Annotated in this window: 19 protein-coding genes; 12 read left to right on the top strand and 7 right to left on the bottom strand. The window is 67.0% G+C overall.

The features are described from left to right. Positions 1-126 precede the first annotated feature (126 nt). Together HOP03_14880 and HOP03_14885 are read right to left on the bottom strand one after the other, a co-directional pair. Positions 127-819 carry an energy transducer TonB gene (locus HOP03_14880; GenBank protein NOT89447.1) on the bottom strand — a complete coding sequence of 231 codons (693 nt, stop codon included), beginning with the start codon at positions 817-819 and terminating at the stop codon, positions 127-129. A gap of 141 nt (positions 820-960) precedes the next feature. Then, entirely contained in the window at positions 961-1,692 is a 732-nt protein-coding gene (locus tag HOP03_14885) for an SIMPL domain-containing protein (protein ID NOT89448.1), read from the bottom strand. A gap of 115 nt (positions 1,693-1,807) precedes the next feature. Between HOP03_14885 and maf the strand changes: the two genes are divergently transcribed. From maf to tldD, 4 genes are read left to right on the top strand one after another with little or no spacing between them, the layout of a single operon-like run. Continuing rightward, positions 1,808-2,428: a septum formation inhibitor Maf gene (maf, locus tag HOP03_14890; GenBank protein ID NOT89449.1), complete on the top strand. Its 621-nt coding sequence runs from the start codon at positions 1,808-1,810 to the stop codon at positions 2,426-2,428. Further along, the gene (gene rng, locus HOP03_14895; protein ID NOT89450.1) at positions 2,425-3,993 is read left to right on the top strand and encodes a ribonuclease G; all 1,569 of its coding nucleotides are present in this window, start codon (positions 2,425-2,427) and stop codon (positions 3,991-3,993) included. The genes maf and rng overlap by 4 nt, the downstream gene beginning before the upstream one ends. 33 nt (positions 3,994-4,026) lie before the next feature. Beyond that, positions 4,027-7,965, top strand: coding sequence for a TIGR02099 family protein (locus HOP03_14900; protein NOT89451.1), 3,939 nt, complete (start codon positions 4,027-4,029; stop codon positions 7,963-7,965). Between the two features lie 56 nt (positions 7,966-8,021). Continuing rightward, the gene (tldD, locus tag HOP03_14905; protein ID NOT89452.1) at positions 8,022-9,473 is read left to right on the top strand and encodes a metalloprotease TldD; all 1,452 of its coding nucleotides are present in this window, start codon (positions 8,022-8,024) and stop codon (positions 9,471-9,473) included. 26 nt (positions 9,474-9,499) lie between these two features. Here tldD and HOP03_14910 read toward each other — a convergent pair whose 3' ends face one another. After that, positions 9,500-10,072, bottom strand: a complete 573-nt coding sequence (locus HOP03_14910; GenBank protein NOT89453.1) for a DUF615 domain-containing protein — start codon at positions 10,070-10,072, stop codon at positions 9,500-9,502. Positions 10,073-10,089: 17 nt separating this feature from the next. Between HOP03_14910 and pmbA the strand changes: the two genes are divergently transcribed. The 5 genes from pmbA (at position 10,090) to HOP03_14935 (ending at position 15,218) form a co-directional block, all read left to right on the top strand. Beyond that, complete coding sequence (pmbA, locus tag HOP03_14915) at positions 10,090-11,463, top strand: metalloprotease PmbA (GenBank protein ID NOT89454.1); 1,374 nt, start codon at positions 10,090-10,092, stop codon at positions 11,461-11,463. 82 nt (positions 11,464-11,545) lie between these two features. Next, positions 11,546-11,923, top strand: coding sequence for a DUF4870 domain-containing protein (locus HOP03_14920; GenBank protein ID NOT89455.1), 378 nt, complete (start codon positions 11,546-11,548; stop codon positions 11,921-11,923). 136 nt (positions 11,924-12,059) lie between these two features. Next, positions 12,060-13,511 carry a DUF1800 domain-containing protein gene (locus HOP03_14925; GenBank protein NOT89456.1) on the top strand — a complete coding sequence of 484 codons (1,452 nt, stop codon included), beginning with the start codon at positions 12,060-12,062 and terminating at the stop codon, positions 13,509-13,511. A gap of 5 nt (positions 13,512-13,516) precedes the next feature. Beyond that, a complete protein-coding gene (locus HOP03_14930; protein ID NOT89457.1) occupies positions 13,517-14,674 on the top strand; it encodes a DUF1501 domain-containing protein in 1,158 nt (385 codons plus the stop codon). A gap of 136 nt (positions 14,675-14,810) precedes the next feature. Then, a complete protein-coding gene (locus tag HOP03_14935) occupies positions 14,811-15,218 on the top strand; it encodes a DUF4870 domain-containing protein (protein NOT89458.1) in 408 nt (135 codons plus the stop codon). Positions 15,219-15,582: 364 nt separating this feature from the next. On the opposite strand, the gene HOP03_14940 is transcribed toward HOP03_14935, so the two are convergent. The 4 genes from HOP03_14940 to HOP03_14955 form a co-directional block, all read right to left on the bottom strand. Then, the gene (locus tag HOP03_14940; GenBank protein ID NOT89459.1) at positions 15,583-16,512 is read right to left on the bottom strand and encodes a geranyl transferase; all 930 of its coding nucleotides are present in this window, start codon (positions 16,510-16,512) and stop codon (positions 15,583-15,585) included. Then, the gene (locus tag HOP03_14945; GenBank protein NOT89460.1) at positions 16,505-16,792 is read right to left on the bottom strand and encodes an exodeoxyribonuclease VII small subunit; all 288 of its coding nucleotides are present in this window, start codon (positions 16,790-16,792) and stop codon (positions 16,505-16,507) included. Before HOP03_14945 ends, HOP03_14940 begins: the two co-directional genes overlap by 8 nt. Before the next feature lie 25 nt (positions 16,793-16,817). Further along, complete coding sequence (gene tilS / locus HOP03_14950; protein ID NOT89461.1) at positions 16,818-18,149, bottom strand: tRNA lysidine(34) synthetase TilS; 1,332 nt, start codon at positions 18,147-18,149, stop codon at positions 16,818-16,820. Between the two features lie 94 nt (positions 18,150-18,243). After that, complete coding sequence (locus tag HOP03_14955; GenBank protein NOT89462.1) at positions 18,244-18,981, bottom strand: tetratricopeptide repeat protein; 738 nt, start codon at positions 18,979-18,981, stop codon at positions 18,244-18,246. A gap of 130 nt (positions 18,982-19,111) precedes the next feature. Here HOP03_14955 and HOP03_14960 point away from each other — a divergent pair, with 130 nt between their 5' ends. The 3 genes from HOP03_14960 to HOP03_14970 all read left to right on the top strand — a co-directional run bounded on the left by HOP03_14960 (position 19,112) and on the right by HOP03_14970 (position 21,173). Then, positions 19,112-19,780, top strand: coding sequence for a nitroreductase family protein (locus HOP03_14960; GenBank protein ID NOT89463.1), 669 nt, complete (start codon positions 19,112-19,114; stop codon positions 19,778-19,780). Further along, on the top strand, positions 19,780-20,352 hold the full coding sequence (locus tag HOP03_14965; protein NOT89464.1) for a GNAT family N-acetyltransferase: 573 nt from the start codon (positions 19,780-19,782) through the stop codon (positions 20,350-20,352). The genes HOP03_14960 and HOP03_14965 overlap by 1 nt, the downstream gene beginning before the upstream one ends. 65 nt (positions 20,353-20,417) lie before the next feature. Next, the gene (locus HOP03_14970) at positions 20,418-21,173 is read left to right on the top strand and encodes a hypothetical protein (protein NOT89465.1); all 756 of its coding nucleotides are present in this window, start codon (positions 20,418-20,420) and stop codon (positions 21,171-21,173) included. Positions 21,174-21,209: the final 36 nt, after the last annotated feature.

Genomic DNA, 21,209 nt, shown 5'->3' on the forward strand with positions numbered 1-21,209 from the left:
CGGCGATCACTACGCGCGATTCCACGCACAGGCAGAACGATGCGGCGCATCCGATATGCGAAAAACCGCCGGTCGCTTCGACAGCGACCGGCGGCAACGTGTTGAAGCAGGTACTCGTTCGTAGCGCTATTGCAGACTCAGGCTGAAATTCACCGGCACGATGCCGTAGACCTGTACGGCCCGGCCATCGCGGATCGCAGGCCGGAACATCCACTTGCGCAGCACCTGCCGGCGCGCGGCGTCGTCGAGCCTGCGGTTGCCGCTGCTGCGCTCGATCTCCACCGACAGCGGTTTTCCGTCCACGTCCACCAGCACCTTCAACACCACCGTGCCCTGGATGCCGTTGAGCAGGGCTTCGCGCGGATAGGCGGGCGCCGGTGCGGATGCGTATTCGAGCCGCGTGCTGGGCAGCGGGTCGGGATTCGGCAGCGTCGGACCGATGTCCGGCATCGGGTCGGCGAGAGTGGGCGGAACATAGTCGGTGCCGTCGGGCACGATCACGTCCTGGTCCGGCATCGGCTGCGGTTTGGGTGGATTCGACAGCGTCGGCGCGGTGGCGCGGATCGTCTGCGGTCTCACGATCGGCACCGGCTCGGGCTCCACCGGCTTCGGTTTCGGCGGTTCCGGGAGGGTGAAGATTTCCTGGTCCGGCGGTGCGATCCGCATCGGCGCCGACACCGGCACCATCAACAGCATCAGTGCCGCGACATTGAGCGCGATCGCACCGGCGATACCGAGGATGCGGACGGGCTCGACCCTTGAGATCGCCTGCTGCAGACCTGCCGCGTGCGCATGTGGATGGCGTTGGGACAGCACCATGGGACACCTCCATCGGTTGGGGACGATGGTGGAAACGCGCCTTGGATTCCGCCGGGGTTAAGTGGGTCGAAAAAAATCCTGCGCAAACGAAAACACCCGCCGTGGGGCGGGTGTCGATGGGTCGAGGACGTCGGTTTTTGCTCAGCGGCCGAGTTCGAACACCACGTTGATCGTGGCCGACAGCGAGCTTTCGCCCGGCGACATCGGCGTGTCCGCGGCTTCCATGGCGGCGGCGCGCATCATCACCGGCATCGGCGTCGGTGGGGTATAGCCACCGCCTTCATTGATGCTGACGACGCGACGCACGCGCAGGCCGAGCGCTTTTGCGTAGAGTTCGGCGCGGTGCTGGGCTTTCTTGATCGCTGCGAGTCGCGCTTCGTCGTAGGCTTCTTCCGGGTTGTCGATCTCGAAGTTCGGCCCGTTCACCTGGTTCGCGCCCACCGCGACCATCGCGTCCAGCACCTTGCCCAGTTTCGCGATGTCGCGGACCTTCACGTTGAGTGTGTTGCTGGCCTGGTAGCCGATGATCGCGGGCGGCTGGTTTTCGGCGTAGCGATACTGCGGATTGATGCTGATGCCGGTGGTCTGCACGTCGCGTTCGGCGATGCCGGCGGCCTTGATCGCCGCGACCACTTTGCCCATCTGTTCGGTGTTCTGGCGGAGCGCGGCGTTGGCATCCGTGGCCTGGGTGACGACGCCGGTGGACAGGGTCGCGATGTCGGGGATGCGGGTGGCGCGCGCCTCGGCGCTGATCGACAGCAGGGTGCCGTCATTGGCGATCGTCGGCGGGGTCTGTGCGGATGCGGTCATGGCGAGGCCCGAGGCGAGGACAGTGGTGAAGATGGTGGCGAGCAAGCGGGGGAGGCGATGCATGTGAGGCTCCTGGTTGAGCCCTTGCGGGCCAGCGGGTGAACGCACTGTGAGCCCTGTCGGGGTTCGGGGAAGAACCGCGTTCAGGTAGCGCCGGTCCGCAATGTATCCTAGGCCGATGCTGCATCTTGCCTCGAAATCCCCCCGTCGTCGTGAACTGTTAAGGATGCTCGGCCTCGACTTCGGAATCCTCGACCTCGACCTTCCGGAAACGCCCGCGCCCGGCGAGCCGCCGGAAGACTACGTGCGTCGGGTCGCCCGTGAAAAAGCCGGGGCCGGCTTGCTGCGCGTGGTCGGTCAGCCCGATGCGGTGGTTCTGGGTGCGGACACCGAAGTGGTGCTCGATGGCCGGATCTACGGCAAACCTGTCGATGCCGACGACGCCGCGGCCATGCTGCGAAGCCTGTCGGGACGCACGCACGCGGTGATTTCGGCGCTGTCGATGGTCTCGGGTGGGCGCGAACTGCAGGCGGTCTCGGTGTCCGAGGTGACGTTCGCGCCGATGAGCGAAGCGGACATCCGCGCCTATCTCGTCACCGGCGAATGGGACGGCAAGGCCGGCGCCTACGCGATCCAGGGATTGGCGCAGAGTTTCATTTCGCATCTCTCGGGCAGCTACAGTGGCGTGATGGGCCTGCCTCTGCATGAAACCGCAGCCCTGCTGCGACAGTTCGGATTATTCCCCGCGCATCGCGCCCCTACGCCTGATGACGGCACCGCCGTGGAGCGCGCGACATGAGCGAAGAGATTCTGGTCAATGTCACGCCGCGCGAAACCCGGGTCGCGGTGGTCGAGAACGGCATGTTGCAGGAACTGCACATCGAGCGCGGCTGGCGGCGTGGCGTGGTCGGCAACATCTACAAGGGCAAGGTGCAGCGGGTGATGCCGGGCATGCAGGCGGCGTTCGTCGACATCGGCCTGGACCGCGCCGCGTTCCTGCACGCCAACGACATCTTCCGCGCCAGCGCCGCGCCGGCCATCGACACCACGCTGGGCGAAACCGGGCTGGACGGCGAAAGCGAGCCCGTCGCCGCGACCATCGCGCCGACGCTGGTGGTGCCTTCGATCACCGAACTGCTGCGCGACGGGCAGGAGATCGTGGTCCAGGTGGTGAAGGATCCGATCGGCAGCAAGGGTGCGCGCTTGACGACCCAGATCAGCATTCCGTCGCGCTATCTCGTGCTGCTGCCGCAATCCAAGGTCATCGGCGTGTCTTCCCGGATCGAGGAAGAAACCGAGCGCCAGCGGCTGAAATCGCTGGTCTCGGGCCAAGGCCAGAACGCCATCCAGGGCACCGGCCAGAGCGGCGCCCAGAACGGCCAGACGTCGCCCGGGTACATCGTGCGCACCAATGCCGAGGGACAGCCGGCGGAAGTGCTGGCCGAGGACATCGCTTACCTAGGCCGGGTCTGGGCGTTGATCGAACAGAACGTGCGCACCACCACGGTCGGCGAATGCGTCTACGAGGATCTCAGCCTGCCGATGCGCGCGGTGCGCGATCTGATCCGCCGCGACGTGGAGAAGGTGAAGGTCGATTCGCGCGAAACCTGCGACCGCCTGCGCACGTTCGCCGCGCAGTACATGCCGGGCCTCGCCGAAAAGATCGAGCACTATGTCGGCGCGCGTCCGGTGTTCGATCTCTATGGGGTCGAGGACGAGATCCAGCGCGCGCTGGAGAAAGAGGTTCCGCTGAAATCCGGCGGCTATCTGGTGATCGACCAGACCGAGGCAATGACCACGATCGACGTCAACACCGGTTCGTTCCTCGGCCAGCGCAATCTCGAGGAAACCGTCTACCGCACCAACCTGGAAGCGGCGCAGTCGGTAGCGCGACAGCTGCGGCTGCGCAATCTGGGCGGCATCATCATCATCGACTTCATCGATATGGTCGATCCCGAACACCGTCGCCAGGTGCTGCGGACGCTGGAGAAATCGCTGGCCCGCGATCACGCCAAGACCACCGTCTACGATTTTTCGCCGCTGGGTCTGGTCGAAATGACCCGCAAGCGCACCATCGAAAGCCTGCAGCGACAGCTCAGCGAGCCCTGCCACGAATGCAGCGGGCGCGGCACGCTGAAGACCGCCGAAACCGTGACCTACGAAATCTTCCGCGAGATCACCCGCGCGGTGCGCCAGTTCGAAGCCGCGCGGCTGTTGGTGATCGCATCGCCGAAAGTGGTGGCCCGCATCACCGAAGAGGAATCGCCCGCCGTCGCGGAGCTGGAGGAGTTCCTCGGCAAATCGATCCGCTTCCAGGCGGATGCGCAGTACACGCAGGAGCAATTCGATGTGGTCCTGCTGTAAACGTCCGGCGGCGTTGTGCGGAGCGTGCGGCTGATGCCGACCTCGCTCCGCCGTCGTCTGCGTCTTGCGCGTCGCGGGCTGTGGTACGTCACGGCGGTCTCGCTGGTGCTGCTGGCGCTGGTCGCAGGCATCGTCAGCCAAGTGCTGCCGCTGGCCGAACGTCATCCCGATCGCATCGCCGAGTGGCTGACGGCGCGGGCGGGGCGACCGGTGCAGTTCGATCGTGTCCAGACCGAATGGACGAGACGCGGCCCGCTGCTGCGGCTCGACGGTTTGCGCGTCGGCGAGGGCAAGGATGCGGTTGCGATCGGTGCGGCGGAAATCCTGGTCTCGCAATACGCCGGCTTGTTGCCGGGGCGTTCGTTCACCGAGCTGCGCGTGCGCAACCTGGCGTTGACGCTCGAACGCGCCGACGATGGTCGCTGGCAGGTACGCGGTCTGCCGGGGCAATCGCAGGGCGGCGATCCGCTGGGCGCATTGGAAGGTCTCGGCGAGCTGCAGGTGATCGATGCCCGGCTGGGCATTTCGGCGCCGTCGTTGCAGATCGACACCATGATTCCCGATGTCGACGTGCGCCTGCAGGTCAGCGGCGACCGCGTGCGCGGCGGTCTTCGCGCGCGGATCCGCGACGACGCCTCGCCGATCGATGTCGTGCTCGATTTCGATCGCGACACCGGCGACGGACATCTCTACGCGGCAGCGAAGAATGCCGACCTCTCGGCGTGGTCGCCGCTGCTGCGGATCGGTGGTGTGAGGATTGCGGCCGGTCGTGGACGCGCAGAAGTGTGGGCGACGCTGCGCAAGCGCCAAGTCGCAGCGATCAGCGTCGACGGCGACCTGTCGGGCGTTCGGCTGCGAGGCGCACCGTTCAAGGACGACAGGACTGCGCTCGCGCACGCAGCGGCGACGGCGATATCGACCGCAGCCGCGGCGCCGGTCGCAACGTTCGCGCGTTTGCAGACCGTCGCGCATTGGTCGGCCGACGCCAACGGCTGGCGTCTCGATGCGCCGAGCATGCAGGTGCATGCCGAGGCCGACAGCAAACCGCAGATCCTCGATGGCCTGGTGCTCGCCGGCGGCAAACATTACGGATTGCGCGCCGAACGCATCGACGCCGGCCCGCTGTTCGCGGTGATCGCGCTGAGCGACCGGCTCGATCCCGGGCTGCGACGTTGGCTGGCCTCGGCGAAACCCGGCGCGGTGCTCGAGCGCGTGCGCGTCGGCGGTCTGCGTGGCGGTGCGATGACCGCAGCCGCCACCGTGCGCGGACTGCAGTTCGCCTCCGTGGGCAACTCGCCGGGCATCAGCGGACTCGGCGGCGATCTGCGTGGCGATGGCGACGGTCTCTCCTTCGAATTCGATCCTGCATCGAACATGCGTTTCGACTGGCCGCGCGGCTTCGGTGTCGTGCATGCGGTGGGGCTGCGCGGCGAGGCGATCGGCTGGCGCGATGGCGACGGTTGGCGCGTGGAAACACCGGCGCTGCGCATCGATGGCGAGGGTTATGGCGCCGACGTGCGTGGCGGCCTGTGGTTCGAGGGCGACGGCACCGCACCGCAGATCGACATCGCGGCGGAACTCGACGATGCCGCCGCGCCCGTCGCCAAGAAATTCTGGCCGAAGCACGTGATGTCGAAGTCGTTGATCGACTGGCTCGATACCGCATTGGTCGCTGGACAGGTGCGCAACGGTCGTGCGCTGATTTCCGGCGATCTGGACGACTGGCCCTTCACGCCGGTTGCGGGCGTGCCACCGCAAGGCGTATTCGATGCCCGCGCGACGCTCGGGAACATGCGCGTCAAATTCCACGACGATTGGCCTGCCACGTCGGATATGGATGCCGAGATCGCTTTCATCGGCAATGGTTTTTCGGTCGGCGGCAAGGCGGTGCTGGCCGAGGTCGGCCTGCGTGCATTCGATGCGGGCATCGCCGATTTTTCGCAGGGCGCGCTTGCCATCGATGCGCACGCCGATGCCGATGCGTCCAAATTGCTGGGTCTGATACGGCAGAGTCCGCTGCGCAAGGATCATGGCGACATCCTCACCACCTTGGGCGCCAGTGGGCCGGCAGCGGTCGACTTCGCGCTCGACCTGCCGCTGCACGGCGGCCCGGCGCAGAAAGCACGCATCGACGGCAGCATCGATCTGCGCGGCGTGAGGCTGTCGGAATCGCAATGGAAGCTCGCGTTTTCCGGGGTGAACGGGCGCGCGAAGTACGACCAGGATGGTTTCAGCGCGAACGGTTTGCGCGCGCAGTACGACCGCCAGGAAGGCAGGCTGTCGCTGCGCGCCGGTCCCGGCCATGTGCGCGACAAGCGCCAGGGTTTCGAAGCGGAACTCGAAGCGTCGATGACCACCGACGATCTGCTCGATCGCAGCAGCGATCTGGATTGGCTGAAACCCTATGTGCGCGGGCGTTCGCGCTGGACCGCCGGGATCGCGATCCCCGCCGGCGGCAGCGCGCGTCCGGTACCGAAGTCCGCCAAAGCGCCGGTCGCGGCGCAGGTGACGCGTCTGCAGTTGCGTTCCGACCTGGTCGGCACCGCGTTCGATCTGCCGGCACCGATGGACAAGAGCGCAGGCGCCGTGTTGCCGACCACGATCGATCTGCAGTTGCCGCTGGGCAAGGGCGAAGTGGCGATCGCCTTCGGCCAGCGTTTCGCGCTGCGTGCGAAAGAGACCCAGGGACAGCTCGGGATTCGCGCCGCATTCGGCACCGACCGCGTCGCCGAAGCGCCACCCGCATCGGGACTCGTCGTCAGTGGACGCGCCGCGACGCTGGATGCGATCGGCTGGATCGCGCTCACCCGGGGCGATGGCGGCAACCGGCTGGTATTGCGCCGCGTCGATGCCAGCGCCGAACGCCTGCTGCTGCTCGGCGCGAATTTTCCGGACACGCGGCTGCAGATCGCGCCCGCCAGCGGCGGTCTCGCCGTGCAGCTCGACGGCCCCGCGCTTGCGGGCGCGTTGCTGGTGCCGGATGCCGCGGGCGGCACCGTCGCCGGGCGTCTGCAGCGGCTCCATTGGCGCAGCGCGGGCACGCCGGCGACATCGCCGACGAGCAATGGCGTCGCCGCGAACGGTGCCGGCAACACCGGCGCGGAGATCAATCCTGCGAACATCCCGGCGATGAATCTGCGTGTGGACGATCTGCGCATCGTCGATGCGGCGCTCGGCGATACCCAGTTCCGTTCGCGCGCCACCGCGACCGGCATGGAAATCCTGCAATTGCAGACCCGCGCGTCGAAGCGGCGGATCGATCTCACCGGCGATTGGAGCGGACGCGGCGCCGCAACGCGGACCCGGCTGTCGGCGACCCTCGCCAGCGACGATTTCGGTGCGCTGCTCACCGACCTGGGCGTCGGTGGACGCATCGAGGGCGGCAAGGGCGAGGCGCGTTTCGATGCGGGATGGACCGGCAGCCCGATGGCGTTCCAGATGGCCACGCTCGACGGCACTCTGAAGCTCGACGTCAAGGGCGGGCGCCTGGTCGAAGTCGAGCCCGGCGGCACCGGGCGCGTGCTGGGCCTGCTCAGCATCGCGCAGTTGCCGCGCCGCCTCACCCTCGATTTCCGCGATTTCTTCTCGAAAGGCTTCGCGTTCAACAAGCTGGCCGGTACCGTGCACTTCGGCGGCGGCAGCGCGCGCAGCGACGATCTGGCCATCGACGGGCCGTCGGCGCGGATCAATATCCGCGGCGCGGCGAATCTGCGCGCGCAGACCTTCGACCAGACCATCGAAGTGCTGCCCAAGGCTGGCAATCTGCTGACCGCTGTCGGCGCGATCGCTGGCGGTCCGGTCGGGGCGGCGGTCGGCGCGGTGGCGAATGCGGTGCTGCAGAAGCCGCTCGGCCAGGCCACAGCGAAGAACTATCGCGTCACCGGCCCGTGGAAAGATCCAAAGGTCGAAGTCATCGAACGTCCGAACGTCTCGGCGCGCGGTGCTCCCGCTTCGGTCGGCGGCCGGCCTTGATCGCGCCCGCGTCCGTCGCCATTCCTTCCACATCGCAGAATCCCACCGGAACCCCCATGCCCCAGATGTTGCAATTGTCCGAAGCGCGCCTGCTCGCACCCGCCGGGCTGGACCATGCCGGTCTCGAACGCGCCTTCGGCCTGCTGCTCGGCCCCGGCATCGATTTCGGCGATCTGTATTTCCAGCATTCGCGGCGCGAGAGCTGGATGATCGAGGACGGCATCGTCAAGGACGGCGTGCATTCGATCGACCAGGGCGTCGGCGTGCGCGCGATCTCCGGAGAAAAGACCGGTTTTGCGTATTCGGACGAAATCCAGTCCGATGCGCTGCTGGTGGCCGCGCGTTCCGCGCGTGCCATCGCGCGCGACGGCGAAACGCGCACGTCGTCGTCGCTGGTCGCGACCGGTGCGCGGCCGTCGGCGACGCTGTATCCGGCGCTCGATCCGATCGACGCCTACGCCAACGCCGACAAACTCGATGCGATGCGTCGCGTCGATCGCCTGCTGCGCGCTGCGGATCCGCGCGTGCAACAGGTCGTGGTCTCGCTGAGCGGCGTGGTCGACACGATCCTGGTCGCGCGCAGCGACGGCGTGATCGCCGGCGACATCCGACCGCTGGTGCGCATGAACGTGCAGGTGATCGTGGAGCAGAACGGCCGCCGCGAATCGGCCAGCACCGGCTTCGGCGGACGCTGTTCATACGAAGAACTCTTCGGTGGCGACAAGCCCGAGCGTTTCGCGCGCGAAGCGTTGCGCCAGGCGCTGGTGAATCTGGACGCGATCGATGCGCCGGCCGGCACCATGCCGGTGGTGCTGGGCAGCGGTTGGCCGGGTGTGCTGTTGCACGAAGCGGTCGGCCACGGTCTGGAAGGCGATTTCAACCGCAAGGGCACGTCGACGTACGCCGGCCGCATGGGTCAACGCGTGGCGTCGCCGGGCGTGACCATCGTCGACGACGGCACGCTTGCCGGCCGGCGCGGCTCGCTCAACATCGATGACGAGGGCACGCCGACGAGCTGCACGACGTTGATCGAGGACGGCATCCTCACCGGTTACATGCAGGACACCCTCAACGCGCGGCTGATGGGAATGCCCGTCACCGGCAACGGCCGTCGCGAATCCTTCGCGCACCTGGTGATGCCGCGGATGACCAACACCTACATGCGCGCCGGCCAGGATTCGCCCGAAGACATGATCCGCTCGGTCAAGCGCGGCCTGTATGCGGTGAACTTCGGCGGCGGGCAGGTCGATATCACCAGCGGCAAATACGTGTTCTCGGCCACCGAGGCCTACATGATCGAGGACGGTCGCATCACCGCGCCGGTGAAAGGCGCCACGCTGATCGGCAACGGCCCCGAGACCATGCAGCGGGTGAAGATGATCGGTCACGACCTAGCGCTGGACGATGGCGTCGGCGTCTGCGGCAAGGACGGGCAGAGCGTGCCGGTCGGTGTCGGCCAACCGTCGCTGCTGATCGACCAGCTCACCGTGGGCGGGACGAAGACGTGATCCGACGCGGTACGGAGACCCGGCGCTCAGGCTTCGTTGCTGTCGTCCGGTCCGGCGCTGGCTTCGGCGTCTTCGGAATGCCTGTCCGCCAGCAGCTCCCGCAATTCGCGGAACAGTTCGCGGAACGCATGGGGCGGCTTGTTGCGCAGCTTTTCCTCGTGCGCATTGCGCGCGAGTTGGCGCAGATGCTGGCGGTCGGCATGCGGGTATTCATCCAGCAGCTCGGTCAGCGCCGCATCGCCGTCGGCCATGAGCCGCTCGCGCCAGGTTTCGGCGCGATGGAGCATGGCGGTTTCCAGACGCGCCGCCTCGCCGCTGGAATCGAGCGCATCGCGGATCGCCTCCAGCGTTTCGTCGTCTTCCCGGCGCATCTGCTTCGCCAGAAACTGCAGCTGGCGCTTGTGCGCGCCGTGCGACGGAATCCGCCGGGTTTCGTCGATGTGCGGGACCAGACGCTCGGGCACCGGAAGCCGCGCGATCTGTTGCGCGGTCAGTTCGGACAGCTGCCGGGCCAGCTCGAGCACTTCCAGGGCCTCGCGCCGTTGCTGGCTGCGGCTCGGGGACAGGAACTCACCGGTTTCGAAATCTTTGCCTCTCATGACGACAGGATAATGCATTGAACGTGATCGCTTCTTCCCCGGTGTCCGCCGGACACGACGACAGCCAGGCCCGGCTCGACCGCCTGTCCGATCTTGCCCGCAACCTGTTGGCCCGCGCCCGCGCCCAGGGCGCGACCCAGGCCGAGGTCAGCTGCGATGAAGACCGGGGCCTCAACGTCAATGTGCGCATGGGTGCGGTCGAGAGCGTGGAGTCCACCCGCGACCGCTCCATCGGCGTCACGGTGTACTTCGGCCAGCGCAAGGGCAGCGCCACCACCGCCGATCTGCGCCCGGAGAGTCTTGAAGCGACGGTCGCCCAGGCCTGCGCCATCGCCCGGCATACCGAAGACGACCCGGCCTCGGGCCTGGCCGACGCGGGATTGATGGCGACCGACCCGCGCGAGTTCGACAGCTGGCACCCATCGACGATGGACGCCGACGAAGCGGTGGATCTTGCGCTGGCCTGCGAAGCCGCCGGTCGAGAAGCCGACCCCCGCATCGCCAATTCCGATGGCGCTTCGGTCTCCTGCGGACAGTCGGTCGGTGTCTACGCCAATTCGCACGGCTTCCTGGGTCGCGACCGCAATACCCACTACAGCATCAGCTGCGCGCTGATCGCCGGCGAAGGCGACGCGATGCAGCGCGACTACTGGTACAGCTTCGGGCTGGCCCGCGAGGATCTGGAATCGACCACGGCGATCGGTCGCCGCGCCGCCGAGCGCACGCTGGCGCGGATGGATCCACGTTCGCTCGCCACCGGCGAGATGCCGGTGCTGTTCCAGGCCGAAGTCGCGCGCTCGCTGGTCGGGCACCTGATCAACGCCATCTCCGGCAGCGCGCTTTATCGCCGTGCCAGTTTCCTGCTCGACAGCGTCGGCACGCCGGTGCTGCCCGACTGGTGCGCGATCCGCGAGCAGCCGTTCCTGATGCGCGGCCTGAGGTCCAGCGCGTTCGACGCCGAGGGCGTCGCCACGCGGGAGTCCGACCTGGTGCGCGACGGGATCCTCCAGCGCTACATGCTCGGCAGTTATTCCGCGCGCAGGCTGGGACTGCAGACCACCGCCAATGCAGGCGGCGTGCACAACCTCGATGTCGCCGCCAATGCCGGCGGCCTGCAGGACCTGATCCGCGGCATGGGCACCGGCCTGCTGGTGACCGAACTGATGGGGCAGGGCGTGAACGCCATTACCGGCGATTATTCGCGCGGTGCGGCGGGTTTCTACGTCGAGAACGGCGAGATCGCCTACCCCGTGGACGGCATCACCATCGCCGGCAATCTCAGGGGCATGCTCAGGAATATCGAGGCCATCGGTACGGATATCGACCCCCGGTCGTATATCCGGATGGGGTCGGTACTCCTCGGGCGGATGACCGTTGCCGGCGGATTTTGACGTTTGTGTATGCTAGAGCCTGCCCGCGTCGCGGGCTGAAGTGTCACCGAACGCATCATCCGAACGTAATGGGGAATCAAAAATGACCGATGGGAACGAATTCACCGCACCGCCGCCGGCACCGTCCGGGGCGCCCTCCGAAGACCAGAAGACACTTGCGCTGATCACGCACATCTCGGGCATCGTCCTCGGCTTCATCGTCCCGCTGATCATCTGGCTGATCAACAAAGACCAGGCCGACAAGGGCTTCATCAACGATCAGGCGAAGGAAGCGCTGAATTTCCAGATCACGCTGCTCTTCGTCTATGTGATCGGCATCGTACTGACCATCATCCTGATCGGCGCGTTGATCAATATGGCCGCTTGGGTCGCTTGCGTGGTGCTGAGCATCATCGCCGGCGTGAAGGCGCACCAGGGCGAAGCCTACCGCTATCCGTTCGCGATCCGCCTGATCAAGTAATCGTCCGATCCAGCGGTTCCTGCATAAGCCCCGGCGCGTTCTTCGCGCCGGGGCTTATGCTTTTCCGGGCCATCGGTGTCAACCATCCATGCTTCCAGGCGTTCCCGGTGAGGTCTTCCGGACCCTGGCGCATGACATGACGAATCCAGCGACAACCGCAGCCGTCAACCGTTTCGGTCTGGGTGCGATGCCGGGCGAGCTCGCCCGGGCGGGCGATGCGCGCGGCTGGCTGCAGGCGCAGTTGCGGGCGAAGCCCGATCTCGCGGCGTTCGCGAACCTGCCGGACAGTCTCGAGATCATCCAGCGCCAGACCGAGTACCGCCAGCAGCGCCGTCGCGCGCGCAATGAGGCCGGCAAGGGGCCAGGCAAAGCTGCCGACGCCGCGATGGCGCAGGAGATGCCGGCCAATCCTGCCGGCAACGACATCGAACCCACGTCGCTACAACAGGCGCTGCGCCGCGATGCGATGGCCGATCTCGCGTTGCGCTATCGGGTCGCCGCGACCACGACAACGCCGTTCGTCGAACGCCTGGTGCATTTCTGGTCGAATCACTTCGCGATTTCGATCGACAAGAACAGCGCGCGATTGCTCGCCGCGCCGATGGAGCGCGAAGCGATCCGGCCGCATGTGCTGGGCCGCTTCTCCGAGCTGCTGGCGGCGGTGGAAACCCATCCGGGCATGCTGCTGTACCTCGACAATGCCGCTTCGGTCGGCGACGACTCGATGCTGGCGCAGCGCGCCGAGCGCCGCGACGCCAAGCGCAAGCTCGGTGTCAACGAGAATCTGGCGCGCGAAATCCTCGAATTGCACACCCTGGGCGTCGATGGCGGTTACGCGCAGCAGGATGTGATCGAACTGGCGAAAGCGATCACCGGCTGGGGTACGCCGCTGCGCCGCGATCTGCGGAATCCGCAAGGGTCGGCGTTCGTATTCCGACCCGGCGCGCACGAACCCGGCGCGCGCAGCGTGCTCGGAAAGCGCTATGCGGAAGGCGGCGAGGCGCAGGGCCGCGCGATCCTGCGCGACCTTGCCGTGCATCCGGCGACCGCGCGCCATCTCAGTCTGAAACTCGCGCGTCACTTCGTTTCCGATACGCCGTCACCGGCGCTGGTCGAGCGTATGGCGGCAGCGTTCCTGCGCAGCGATGGATCGCTGCCGGCGCTGTACCGCGCGATGATCGACGACGATGCCGCGTGGTCGGACGATGCGCGCAAATTCAAGACGCCCGAAGATTTCGTGGTCTCGGCGATGCGTGCCGGCGGACTGCGGATCGATCGTCGGCCGCTGATCCTGATGCGCCTGTTGCAGCAGCTCGGACAGCCGACCTTCACCCCGCGCTCGCCAGCGGGTTTTCCCGATACCGCCGCCGATTGGGCCAGCGGCGACGCGCTGCGCAAGCGCGTGCAGGCGTCCGGCGTACTCGCGGAACAACTTGCGACCACGCGCAAGCCGGTCGAGCTTGCGGCGGACGTGCTGGGTTCCGAGGCGGTGCAGGGCCCGTTCGCTGAGCTGCTGCGTCGTGCCGGCTCGCCGCAGGAAGGTTTCGCGGTGTTGTTTTCCAGCCCTGCCTTCCAGTGGAGAGTGTGATGACGATGCCCTCGATCACCCGTCGCCGATTCCTCGCCGCGCTCGGCGGTACCGCCATGCTGACGCTGTGGCCCGGTCTGTCGCCGGCCGCATCGGGCGGGCAGACGCGGCTGGTGGTGGTGCTGCTGCGCGGCGCGATGGACGGCCTGCACCTGCTGCCGCCGCGCGACGATGCCGATTATCTGCGCGCGCGCGGCGAACTCGCGGTGCGCGATGCGTTGACGCTGGACGGCGGTTTCGGCCTGCATCCCAAAATGGTTTTCGCGCACCAGCTTTATCGCGAGAAGCAATTGCTGCCGCTGGTCGCGGTGGCGCCGCCGTACCAGCGGCGTTCGCATTTCGATGCGCAGGATTGTCTCGAGAACGGCACCGCAGCGCCCGGCGGCGCGCGCGACGGCTGGATCGGCCGCTGCATCCAGAGCATGGCGTCGTCCGAGGGCGTCGCCATCGCCCAGGTCATGCCGCTGGCGATGCGCGGTTCCGAGCGCACCGGGATCTGGTCGCCGCCGCTGCCGCGCGACCTGCCCGATGCCCTGATGCAGCAGCTGCAGCCCCTGTATGCGGCCGATACGCGGCTCGCACCGGCGTTCGCGGATGCGATGGCGGTGGCTGCGACCGAGATGGGCGACGCGCAGGGCAAGAATGGGCGCGGTGCGTTCCGTTTGCCGGACGCGATGGCCGCAGCCGCCAAGCGCATGCGCGGCCCGGATGCCGCGCGCATCGCGTTCGTCGAGGACAGCGGCTGGGATACGCATCGTGGCCAGCAGCTCGCGCTCGATCGCAAGTTCGCCGAACTCGACGCCGGCCTGCGCGCGATCCGGGATGGCCTCGCCGACGAATGGAGCCGCACGGCGGTCGTCGTGGTTACGGAATTCGGCCGTACCGTGGCGACCAACGGCAGCGCCGGCACCGATCACGGCGTCGGTGGCGTGTCGTTGCTGGCGGGCGGTGCGGTGCGCGGTGGGCGGGTCGGCGGCGATTGGCCCGGGCTCGCTGCCGGCGCGTTGCTGGAAGGCCGTGATCTGCGTCCGACCACCGATATGCGCGCGTTGTTCAAGGGCCTGCTCGCCGGGCATCTGGCGGTGCCGGAATCCGCGCTGGAGACGCGGATATTCCCCGACAGCCGCGCCGTCCGGCCACTGGAGGGCCTGCTGCGCGGTTGAGACGAGCGCCGCGCCATCGAGGTGCCGCGCGTATGTCTTTCGTTGGCTTGTTTACGCCTGCGGATGCCTCATCTTGTGCATGCGCCGGACGGTTCCGGACGCGCATTCCAAAGGTCCGCTTTGGGAGGATTCCGCCATGAACGACACCCTGAACACCACCGACACCGTTTCGGATATCGCCTCCAGCGACCGCAACTGGGCCGCAGGCGCGCATCTGGCCGCCTTGGTCGCCGCTTTCGCGACGTCGTGGTTCGCCGGTATCGCCGGTGCGGTCGGCGCGCTGGTTGTGTGGCTGCTGGTGCGCGACCGTTCCAGCTTCGCGGCCACGCACGCGAAGGAAGCGCTGAACTTCAACGTCAGCATGTTCCTGTACGCGGTCGCCAGCATCGTGCTGGTCGTGTTCACGCTCGGCCTCGGGCTGCTGATCGCGGTGCCGCTGTGGATCGCGCTGGCGATCGCGTGGGTCGTGTTGACCATCGTCGCTGCGGTCAAAGCCTATGACGGCGAGATGTATCGGTATCCGCTGACGATCCGGTTGTTCTGAATCCCGCCGCTCCGCCGAAAACAAAAGTCATCCCGAACGAGGGCGAAGCCCGAGGAGGGATCTGCTGTTGCTTGTCGAAATCAAGAAGCACAAGCAGGTCCCTCCGTCCGCTGTGCGGACGTTCGGGATGACAGATTTTTTCCGTAGAGCGGGCTGACCGGCCAATCGGCTCTTGAAAATCAGCCCGTTGGCTCGGTCACGAAGCGATGAGCACCAGGCGCTATGAAAAACCAAGTCATCCCGAACGAGGGCGAAGCCCGAGGAAGGGTCTGCTGTTGCTCGATCATGGACGAAGCAGAAGCAGGTCCCTCCGTCCGCTGCGCGGACGTTCGGGATGACAGATGTTTTTTTCTCGCTCGCCGCTTCAGCGGTCGCGTTCGATCACCTGTCGCGCCAGCGCGGCGAGCAGCGCGGCGCCATCGCCGAATGGCGCCAGCGCCGTGTGCATGACGTCGGCGAGTGCCGACAGTCGCGCGCGCGAGGCGTCGATGCCCAGCAGCGCCGGAAAAGTGGCTTTGTTCTGCGCGAGATCCTTGCCGGCGGTCTTGCCCAGCGTCGTGCTGTCGCTTTCGATGTCGAGCAGATCGTCGCGGATCTGGAACGCCAGGCCGAGCGCTTCGGCGTAGCGGTCGAGCGCAATGGATGCGGTGTCGTCGGCATGGCCGGCGATCGCGCCCAGGCGCACCGCGCATCGCAGCAGCGCGCCGGTTTTCAGCGCGTGCAGCCGCTGCAGTTCATGCAGCGAAATATCGCCGCCCCGGCCGGTCGCATCGATATCGAACGCCTGGCCGCCGCACATGCCGGCGGCACCGCTGGCGCAGGCGAGTTCGCGCACCATCGCGATCCGCGCGTCGGCCGGCAGCGGTGCGTCGGCGAGTTGCTGGAACGCCAGCGACTGCAGCGCGTCGCCGGCGAGGATCGCGGTCGCTTCGTCGAAAGCGACATGCACGGTGGGCTGGCCGCGACGCAGGGCATCGTCGTCCATCGCCGGCAGGTCGTCGTGGACCAGCGAATACGCATGGACCAGTTCGACCGCGCTGGCGGGGGCATCGAGTACGGCAACGTCAGCGCCGAGCAGATCGCCGGTGGCGTAGACCAGCATCGGGCGCATGCGCTTGCCGCCGAGCAGCGTGGCGTGGCGCATGGCGGCCTGCAGCCGCGAATCGTGGAGGGTGTGGTCGAGCAGTGCGCGTTCGAGCGCGGCGTCGACGCGTTGCCGCCAGTCTGGGAAGGCGGTGCTCGCGGAGGTCGGGGCGCGGATCGTGATGCGATTGGCCGAAAGCGGATCAGCCATGGTCGCTGGCGGTATCGCCGAAGGGTTCAGCCGTATCGGGCTGTTCCGGATCGCTGAGCAGGCGCACGCGCAGTTCGGCCTGTTCGAGGGCCTGCTGGCAACGACGGTAAAGGCCGACGCCGCGTTCGTAGGCGGCGAGGGAATCTTCCAGGCTCATCTGCCCTTGTTCCATCTTCTCGACCAGATGCTCGAGCGCATCGAGCGACTGCTCGAAGTTCGCCACGGGCGAGTCGATCCGGGACGGGTCTGCAGTGCTGTCGGACGCGGTCTTTTTGGCCATGGCGCGAGTGTAAGCCTTCGCGGTTTCAGCCGACAGGGGCCGGTCGCCGCGTCCATACCAGCCGTGCGCCCTGCGACTGCATCCAGTGTTCGAATCCGGCCGAACGGAGGCGGTCGGCCACGGCGAGCAGAATGCCGTTTTCGCCGGTGCTGATCAGCGGCATGCGCGCGCGTTCCCAGGGCGGGATGCCCTGTTCCTGCAGGACATGCTTGAGCGTGTGATGGTGTTCGCCGCGATCCGGCAGCAGGATGCGTTCGCCGCCGCGCCGCGCATGCACGAGCAGGGGCGAGGGGAAGCCGGAGGCACCAGCCAATTCCAGGCTGTCGCCATTGGGCAATGTCAGCATCGCGCATCCATCCCAGCGGCAGGACCATGCGGGATCGAGTGCGCGTCCGGTCTCGATCGCGTACAGGCCATCGCGCCAGCGCCGGATTTCCACGCTATGCCAGGCGAAGCTCGGCATGCGGTCGCGGGCAGCGCGGTCGGCTTCGATGCCGAGCAGATCGGTGTCGATCCGTGCGATGCCTTTCGCAGGCAGCGGCGGCCAGTCGAGGCTTGCGACCCAGTGTCGCAGCACCCGGGCACGGCGCGCGGCCGGCAAATCCCGCAGGGCAGGTACCGACAGCGCTGCGCCATTCCCATCGCGAACCGCCGCGAGCGTCCGGGCGTCCTGTTCGCTCAACAGCGCACTGCTCTGCGCAGCCAGCATCGCGGCGCGCGCGAACGCGGCATCCGCATCGGGCCAGCGTTCGCGCAGCATCGGAAGCACCCGGTGGCGCAGGAAATTGCGATCGAGCGCAATGTCGGCATTGCTGGAATCTTCGATCCAGGCCAGCGACCGCGCCCGCGCATGGGACAACAACGCCGCACGCGGCGTATCGAGCAGTGGCCGCCACATCCACCCGGCGGCGAAATGCCGCCACGGCCGCATCGAGGCCAGACCATCGGGGCCGGAGGCGCGGAGGGCGCGCAGCAGGAAAGTCTCGGCCTGGTCGTCGCGATGCTGCGCCAGTGCGAGCGTCTCTCCCGTGCGCAGAGTGCGCGCGAAGACTTCGCGCCGCGCATGCCGTGCCGCGGCTTCCGGGCCCAGGCCGCTATCGCGTTCGACCGTGACCCGCACGATGTCGCAGTCGATGCCCAGATCGGCGCAGACCCGTAGGCAATGCGCTGCCCAGAGATCGGCGTCGGGCCGCAGCCCGTGGTGGACATGGAGCGCGCGCAAACCATGCGCGCGGATCGCGGCGTCGTCCGCCAGAAGATGCAGCAGCACGCTCGAATCCACGCCGCCGCTGTAGGCGACCAGCACGGCCGACGATACGTCCGGGGCGATCAGGCGGATAGGCGGCGGGGGAGGCATGCCGTCATGCTAACGGCTGGCGATGCGGGTGAGCGGCGATCGTCAGGCCCGGCCTGGATCGTGTTCATGTGCATCCGGTTCACATGAATCCGTTTCACGTGGCTTCGCGGGTCGCGATGTCGATCCATTCGCGTTGCTCGCGCTGGTAATACTTCGGTGCCACCCGCGAGCGTTTCAACACCGTATTGAAGATATCGGACGCCTGTGTCGCGCGGCCTTCGCGCTTGAGCAACAGGCCAAAGCGCACGCGGGCTTCCTCGCCCGGGAAACCCGCCACCAGCGCCTCGTATTCGTGGATCGCCCCCGGGATATCGCCCAAAGCCTCCAGGCAGCGCGCATAGAGCAGATGGCCGTCGTCGGACCGGAAGTCCGGGTTGGCGGCGATCAGATCGTCCAGCGTCTGCCGCGCGTCGGTGTTGAGATTGAGGGCGAACTGGGAGCGGGCCAGGCCGAGCATCAATTCGGGGTCGGTCGCGTACAGGCCGCGCAGGCCGGATCGATACAGTTCCGCCGCCTGCTGGTAGTCGCCGCTGTTGAAGCTTTCCTGGGCCAGCCGGCGGCGGTTGTCGAGGGTGTCGGCCACGTCGAGCTGGCGCGTGGCCTCGCGTTTTCGCCGTTCGGGATCGATGCGGTCCTGTGCCCCGCGCAGGGCGCGTCTGGCGGTCCTGTTCTGCCCCAGCCCCGGCAGTACTTCCGCAATCAAATACGCGGCGATCGCGATGTAGGAACCGATGAACAGCAGAAAGATCCAGTACATCGGCCGGCCGGTACGTACCACATGCACCACGCACCCGATCTGCAGGATCGCGGACAGAATCAGCAACGGATGCATCGGCTTCCCCGGCCAGCGTGCCATGCGCACGCGATCGACCCAGTGTAGTCAGGCCGGTGCGGGTGCTCAACCTGTTGGCCGGCCTGTTATGGTTTGCGTCGATGACGCGCCGTGGAGCCATCGAGCGACGATGCACAACCATTCGACCATCGCCCTGCCTCCGATGCCGGAGATGACCGACGATGAGCGCGTCGCCGCCGCTTGCGCGTTCGCCGACGATCTCGCCCGCCGCCGCACCGTCCGCGATTACGCGCCGACGCAGGTGCCGCGTGCAATCATCGAGCATTGCCTGCGTGCCGCCGGTAGTGCGCCCAGTGGTGCCAACCAGCAGCCGTGGCGCTTCGTCGCGGTGCAGGATGCGCGGATCAAGCGCCGCATCCGCGAAGCCGCCGAGGCCGAGGAGCGGGAGTTCTACGCGCATCGTGCACCGGAGGAATGGCTCGGTGCGCTTGCGCCGCTGGGCACGGATGCCGACAAACCCTTCCTCGAAACCGCACCTTGGCTGATCGGCATTTTTTACGAGCGCTTCGGTATCGACGCCGCCGATCGCAAGGTCAAACGCTATTACCCGCATGAATCGGTGGGAATCGCCACGGGCATGCTGATCGCCGCGCTGCATCGGGCAGGGCTGGCCACCTTGACCCACACCCCAAGTCCGATGGGGTTTCTGAACGATATCCTCGGCCGGCCGAAGAACGAAATGGCCTATCTGCTGCTGGTCGTCGGCCATCCCGTCGCCGACTGTCGGGTGCCGGACATCCAGCGTTTCGCGCTCGACGACTACGCGAGTTTTGTCTGATGCCGATGGGCCGCGTCGATTGGGGTTTCGAAACAGACCGTGTTCGCGGGCGATTGGTGGCCGAGGGCGATGTCGATCTGTACGTGGGGCTGTATGCCGACGTTTCGGTGATGCGGCACATCGCCCAAGCCTTGAGCGCGGATGCCGCTGCCGACATGTTCGCCAAGGCGTTGAGGCACAACGCCAATCCGGCAGCACGGGCGCGCTATTGGCATCTCTCGCACCAGCGGACCGGCCAGACGCTCGGTTTGGCGGCGCTGGTGCGCGATGCGGCGGTGCCCTCCCGCGGCGAATTGGGATTGATGCTGCTGCCGCAGGCGCAGCATACCGGCGCCGGTATGCAGGCCCTGGAAGGCGTGGTCGATGGCGCGCTGTCGCAGCGCTGGCGGTTGGGAATCGACGAAGTCACGGGCAGGCATGCCGCAGGCAATATCGGTGCCGGACGTCTGATCGAACACCTGGGGTTCGATCCGTTCGACATCGATACGCCCGGTAGCGTCGGCTGGCGGATGACGGCCGATGCATGGCGTGCCCGGCTTGCCTCTCGCGCGTCCAACCCACACCATCGATGACTGCGCCTGTGTCCGGAACCGAAATGCAACCCACCAAAGGCAGTTATGTGGCCGTCGGCCTCGGCATGATGCTCGGTGCTCACGTCAGCCCGCGCTCGCGCAGCGAGATCGAGCATGCCGATATCGTCTTCGGCCTGGTCTCCGACGCCATCGTCGAGCTGTGGCTGCAGGGCATGCGCCCGGACATGCGCAGCCTGCAGCCGTACTACGCCGAGGGAAAGCGCCGCAACCAGAGTTATCGCGAGATGATCGAGGCGATGCTCACCGAAGTGCGTGCCGGCCACCGGGTCTGCGGAGTGTTCTACGGCCACCCCGGTGTCTTCGCCCAGGTGCCGCATCACACCATCGCCCAGGCCCGGGCCGAAGGTTTCGATGCCGGGATGCATGCCGGCATCTCGGCCGAAGACTGTCTGTATGCCGACCTCGGCATCGATCCCGGCACGTACGGCTGCCAGCACTATGAAGCCAGCCAGTTGCTGTTCTACCGTCGCCGGCTGGACCCGACCGCCTATCTGGTGCTTTGGCAGATCGGCGTGGTCGGCGACCGCTCGGTGTCGCGATTCGGGACCGGCGCGGCCTATCGACAGCTGTTGCTGGAGCTTCTGGCGGAGGAGGGATACCCGCCCGGGCACGAAGTCATCGTTTACGAAGCGGCCACCCTGCCGATCTCCGCCCCCCGGATGGAGCGGCTACCGCTGTCGGCGCTTGTGGATGCAAAGCTCAGCCCCCAGAGCACCCTCGTGGTGCCTCCGGCCCGGCCCATGGTCCGCAATGAGGCCATGCTGGCCAGAATCGCTGAGATCGATGCGGCATCTCATTGAACTTGTTGATATTTTTGATCGACTGACTTAGCCTGC

It is taken from the genome of Lysobacter sp. (genome assembly GCA_013141175.1).
In the GTDB taxonomy this organism is placed as follows: Bacteria; Pseudomonadota; Gammaproteobacteria; order Xanthomonadales; family Xanthomonadaceae; genus Lysobacter_I.

What these genes read in the sequence shown, in the direction of transcription:
- HOP03_14880 (NOT89447.1), bottom strand. Translation starts at nt 819, where the DNA reads ATGGTGCTGTCCCAACGCCATCCACATGCGCACGCGGCAGGTCTGCAG.
- HOP03_14885 (NOT89448.1), bottom strand. Translation starts at nt 1,692, where the DNA reads ATGCATCGCCTCCCCCGCTTGCTCGCCACCATCTTCACCACTGTCCTC.
- maf (NOT89449.1), top strand. Translation starts at nt 1,808, where the DNA reads ATGCTGCATCTTGCCTCGAAATCCCCCCGTCGTCGTGAACTGTTAAGG.
- rng (NOT89450.1), top strand. Translation starts at nt 2,425, where the DNA reads ATGAGCGAAGAGATTCTGGTCAATGTCACGCCGCGCGAAACCCGGGTC.
- HOP03_14900 (NOT89451.1), top strand. Translation starts at nt 4,027, where the DNA reads ATGCCGACCTCGCTCCGCCGTCGTCTGCGTCTTGCGCGTCGCGGGCTG.
- tldD (NOT89452.1), top strand. Translation starts at nt 8,022, where the DNA reads ATGCCCCAGATGTTGCAATTGTCCGAAGCGCGCCTGCTCGCACCCGCC.
- HOP03_14910 (NOT89453.1), bottom strand. Translation starts at nt 10,072, where the DNA reads ATGAGAGGCAAAGATTTCGAAACCGGTGAGTTCCTGTCCCCGAGCCGC.
- HOP03_14920 (NOT89455.1), top strand. Translation starts at nt 11,546, where the DNA reads ATGACCGATGGGAACGAATTCACCGCACCGCCGCCGGCACCGTCCGGG.
- HOP03_14925 (NOT89456.1), top strand. Translation starts at nt 12,060, where the DNA reads ATGACGAATCCAGCGACAACCGCAGCCGTCAACCGTTTCGGTCTGGGT.
- HOP03_14930 (NOT89457.1), top strand. Translation starts at nt 13,517, where the DNA reads ATGCCCTCGATCACCCGTCGCCGATTCCTCGCCGCGCTCGGCGGTACC.
- HOP03_14935 (NOT89458.1), top strand. Translation starts at nt 14,811, where the DNA reads ATGAACGACACCCTGAACACCACCGACACCGTTTCGGATATCGCCTCC.
- HOP03_14940 (NOT89459.1), bottom strand. Translation starts at nt 16,512, where the DNA reads ATGGCTGATCCGCTTTCGGCCAATCGCATCACGATCCGCGCCCCGACC.
- HOP03_14945 (NOT89460.1), bottom strand. Translation starts at nt 16,792, where the DNA reads ATGGCCAAAAAGACCGCGTCCGACAGCACTGCAGACCCGTCCCGGATC.
- tilS (NOT89461.1), bottom strand. Translation starts at nt 18,149, where the DNA reads ATGCCTCCCCCGCCGCCTATCCGCCTGATCGCCCCGGACGTATCGTCG.
- HOP03_14955 (NOT89462.1), bottom strand. Translation starts at nt 18,981, where the DNA reads ATGCATCCGTTGCTGATTCTGTCCGCGATCCTGCAGATCGGGTGCGTG.
- HOP03_14960 (NOT89463.1), top strand. Translation starts at nt 19,112, where the DNA reads ATGCACAACCATTCGACCATCGCCCTGCCTCCGATGCCGGAGATGACC.
- HOP03_14965 (NOT89464.1), top strand. Translation starts at nt 19,780, where the DNA reads ATGCCGATGGGCCGCGTCGATTGGGGTTTCGAAACAGACCGTGTTCGC.
- HOP03_14970 (NOT89465.1), top strand. Translation starts at nt 20,418, where the DNA reads ATGATGCTCGGTGCTCACGTCAGCCCGCGCTCGCGCAGCGAGATCGAG.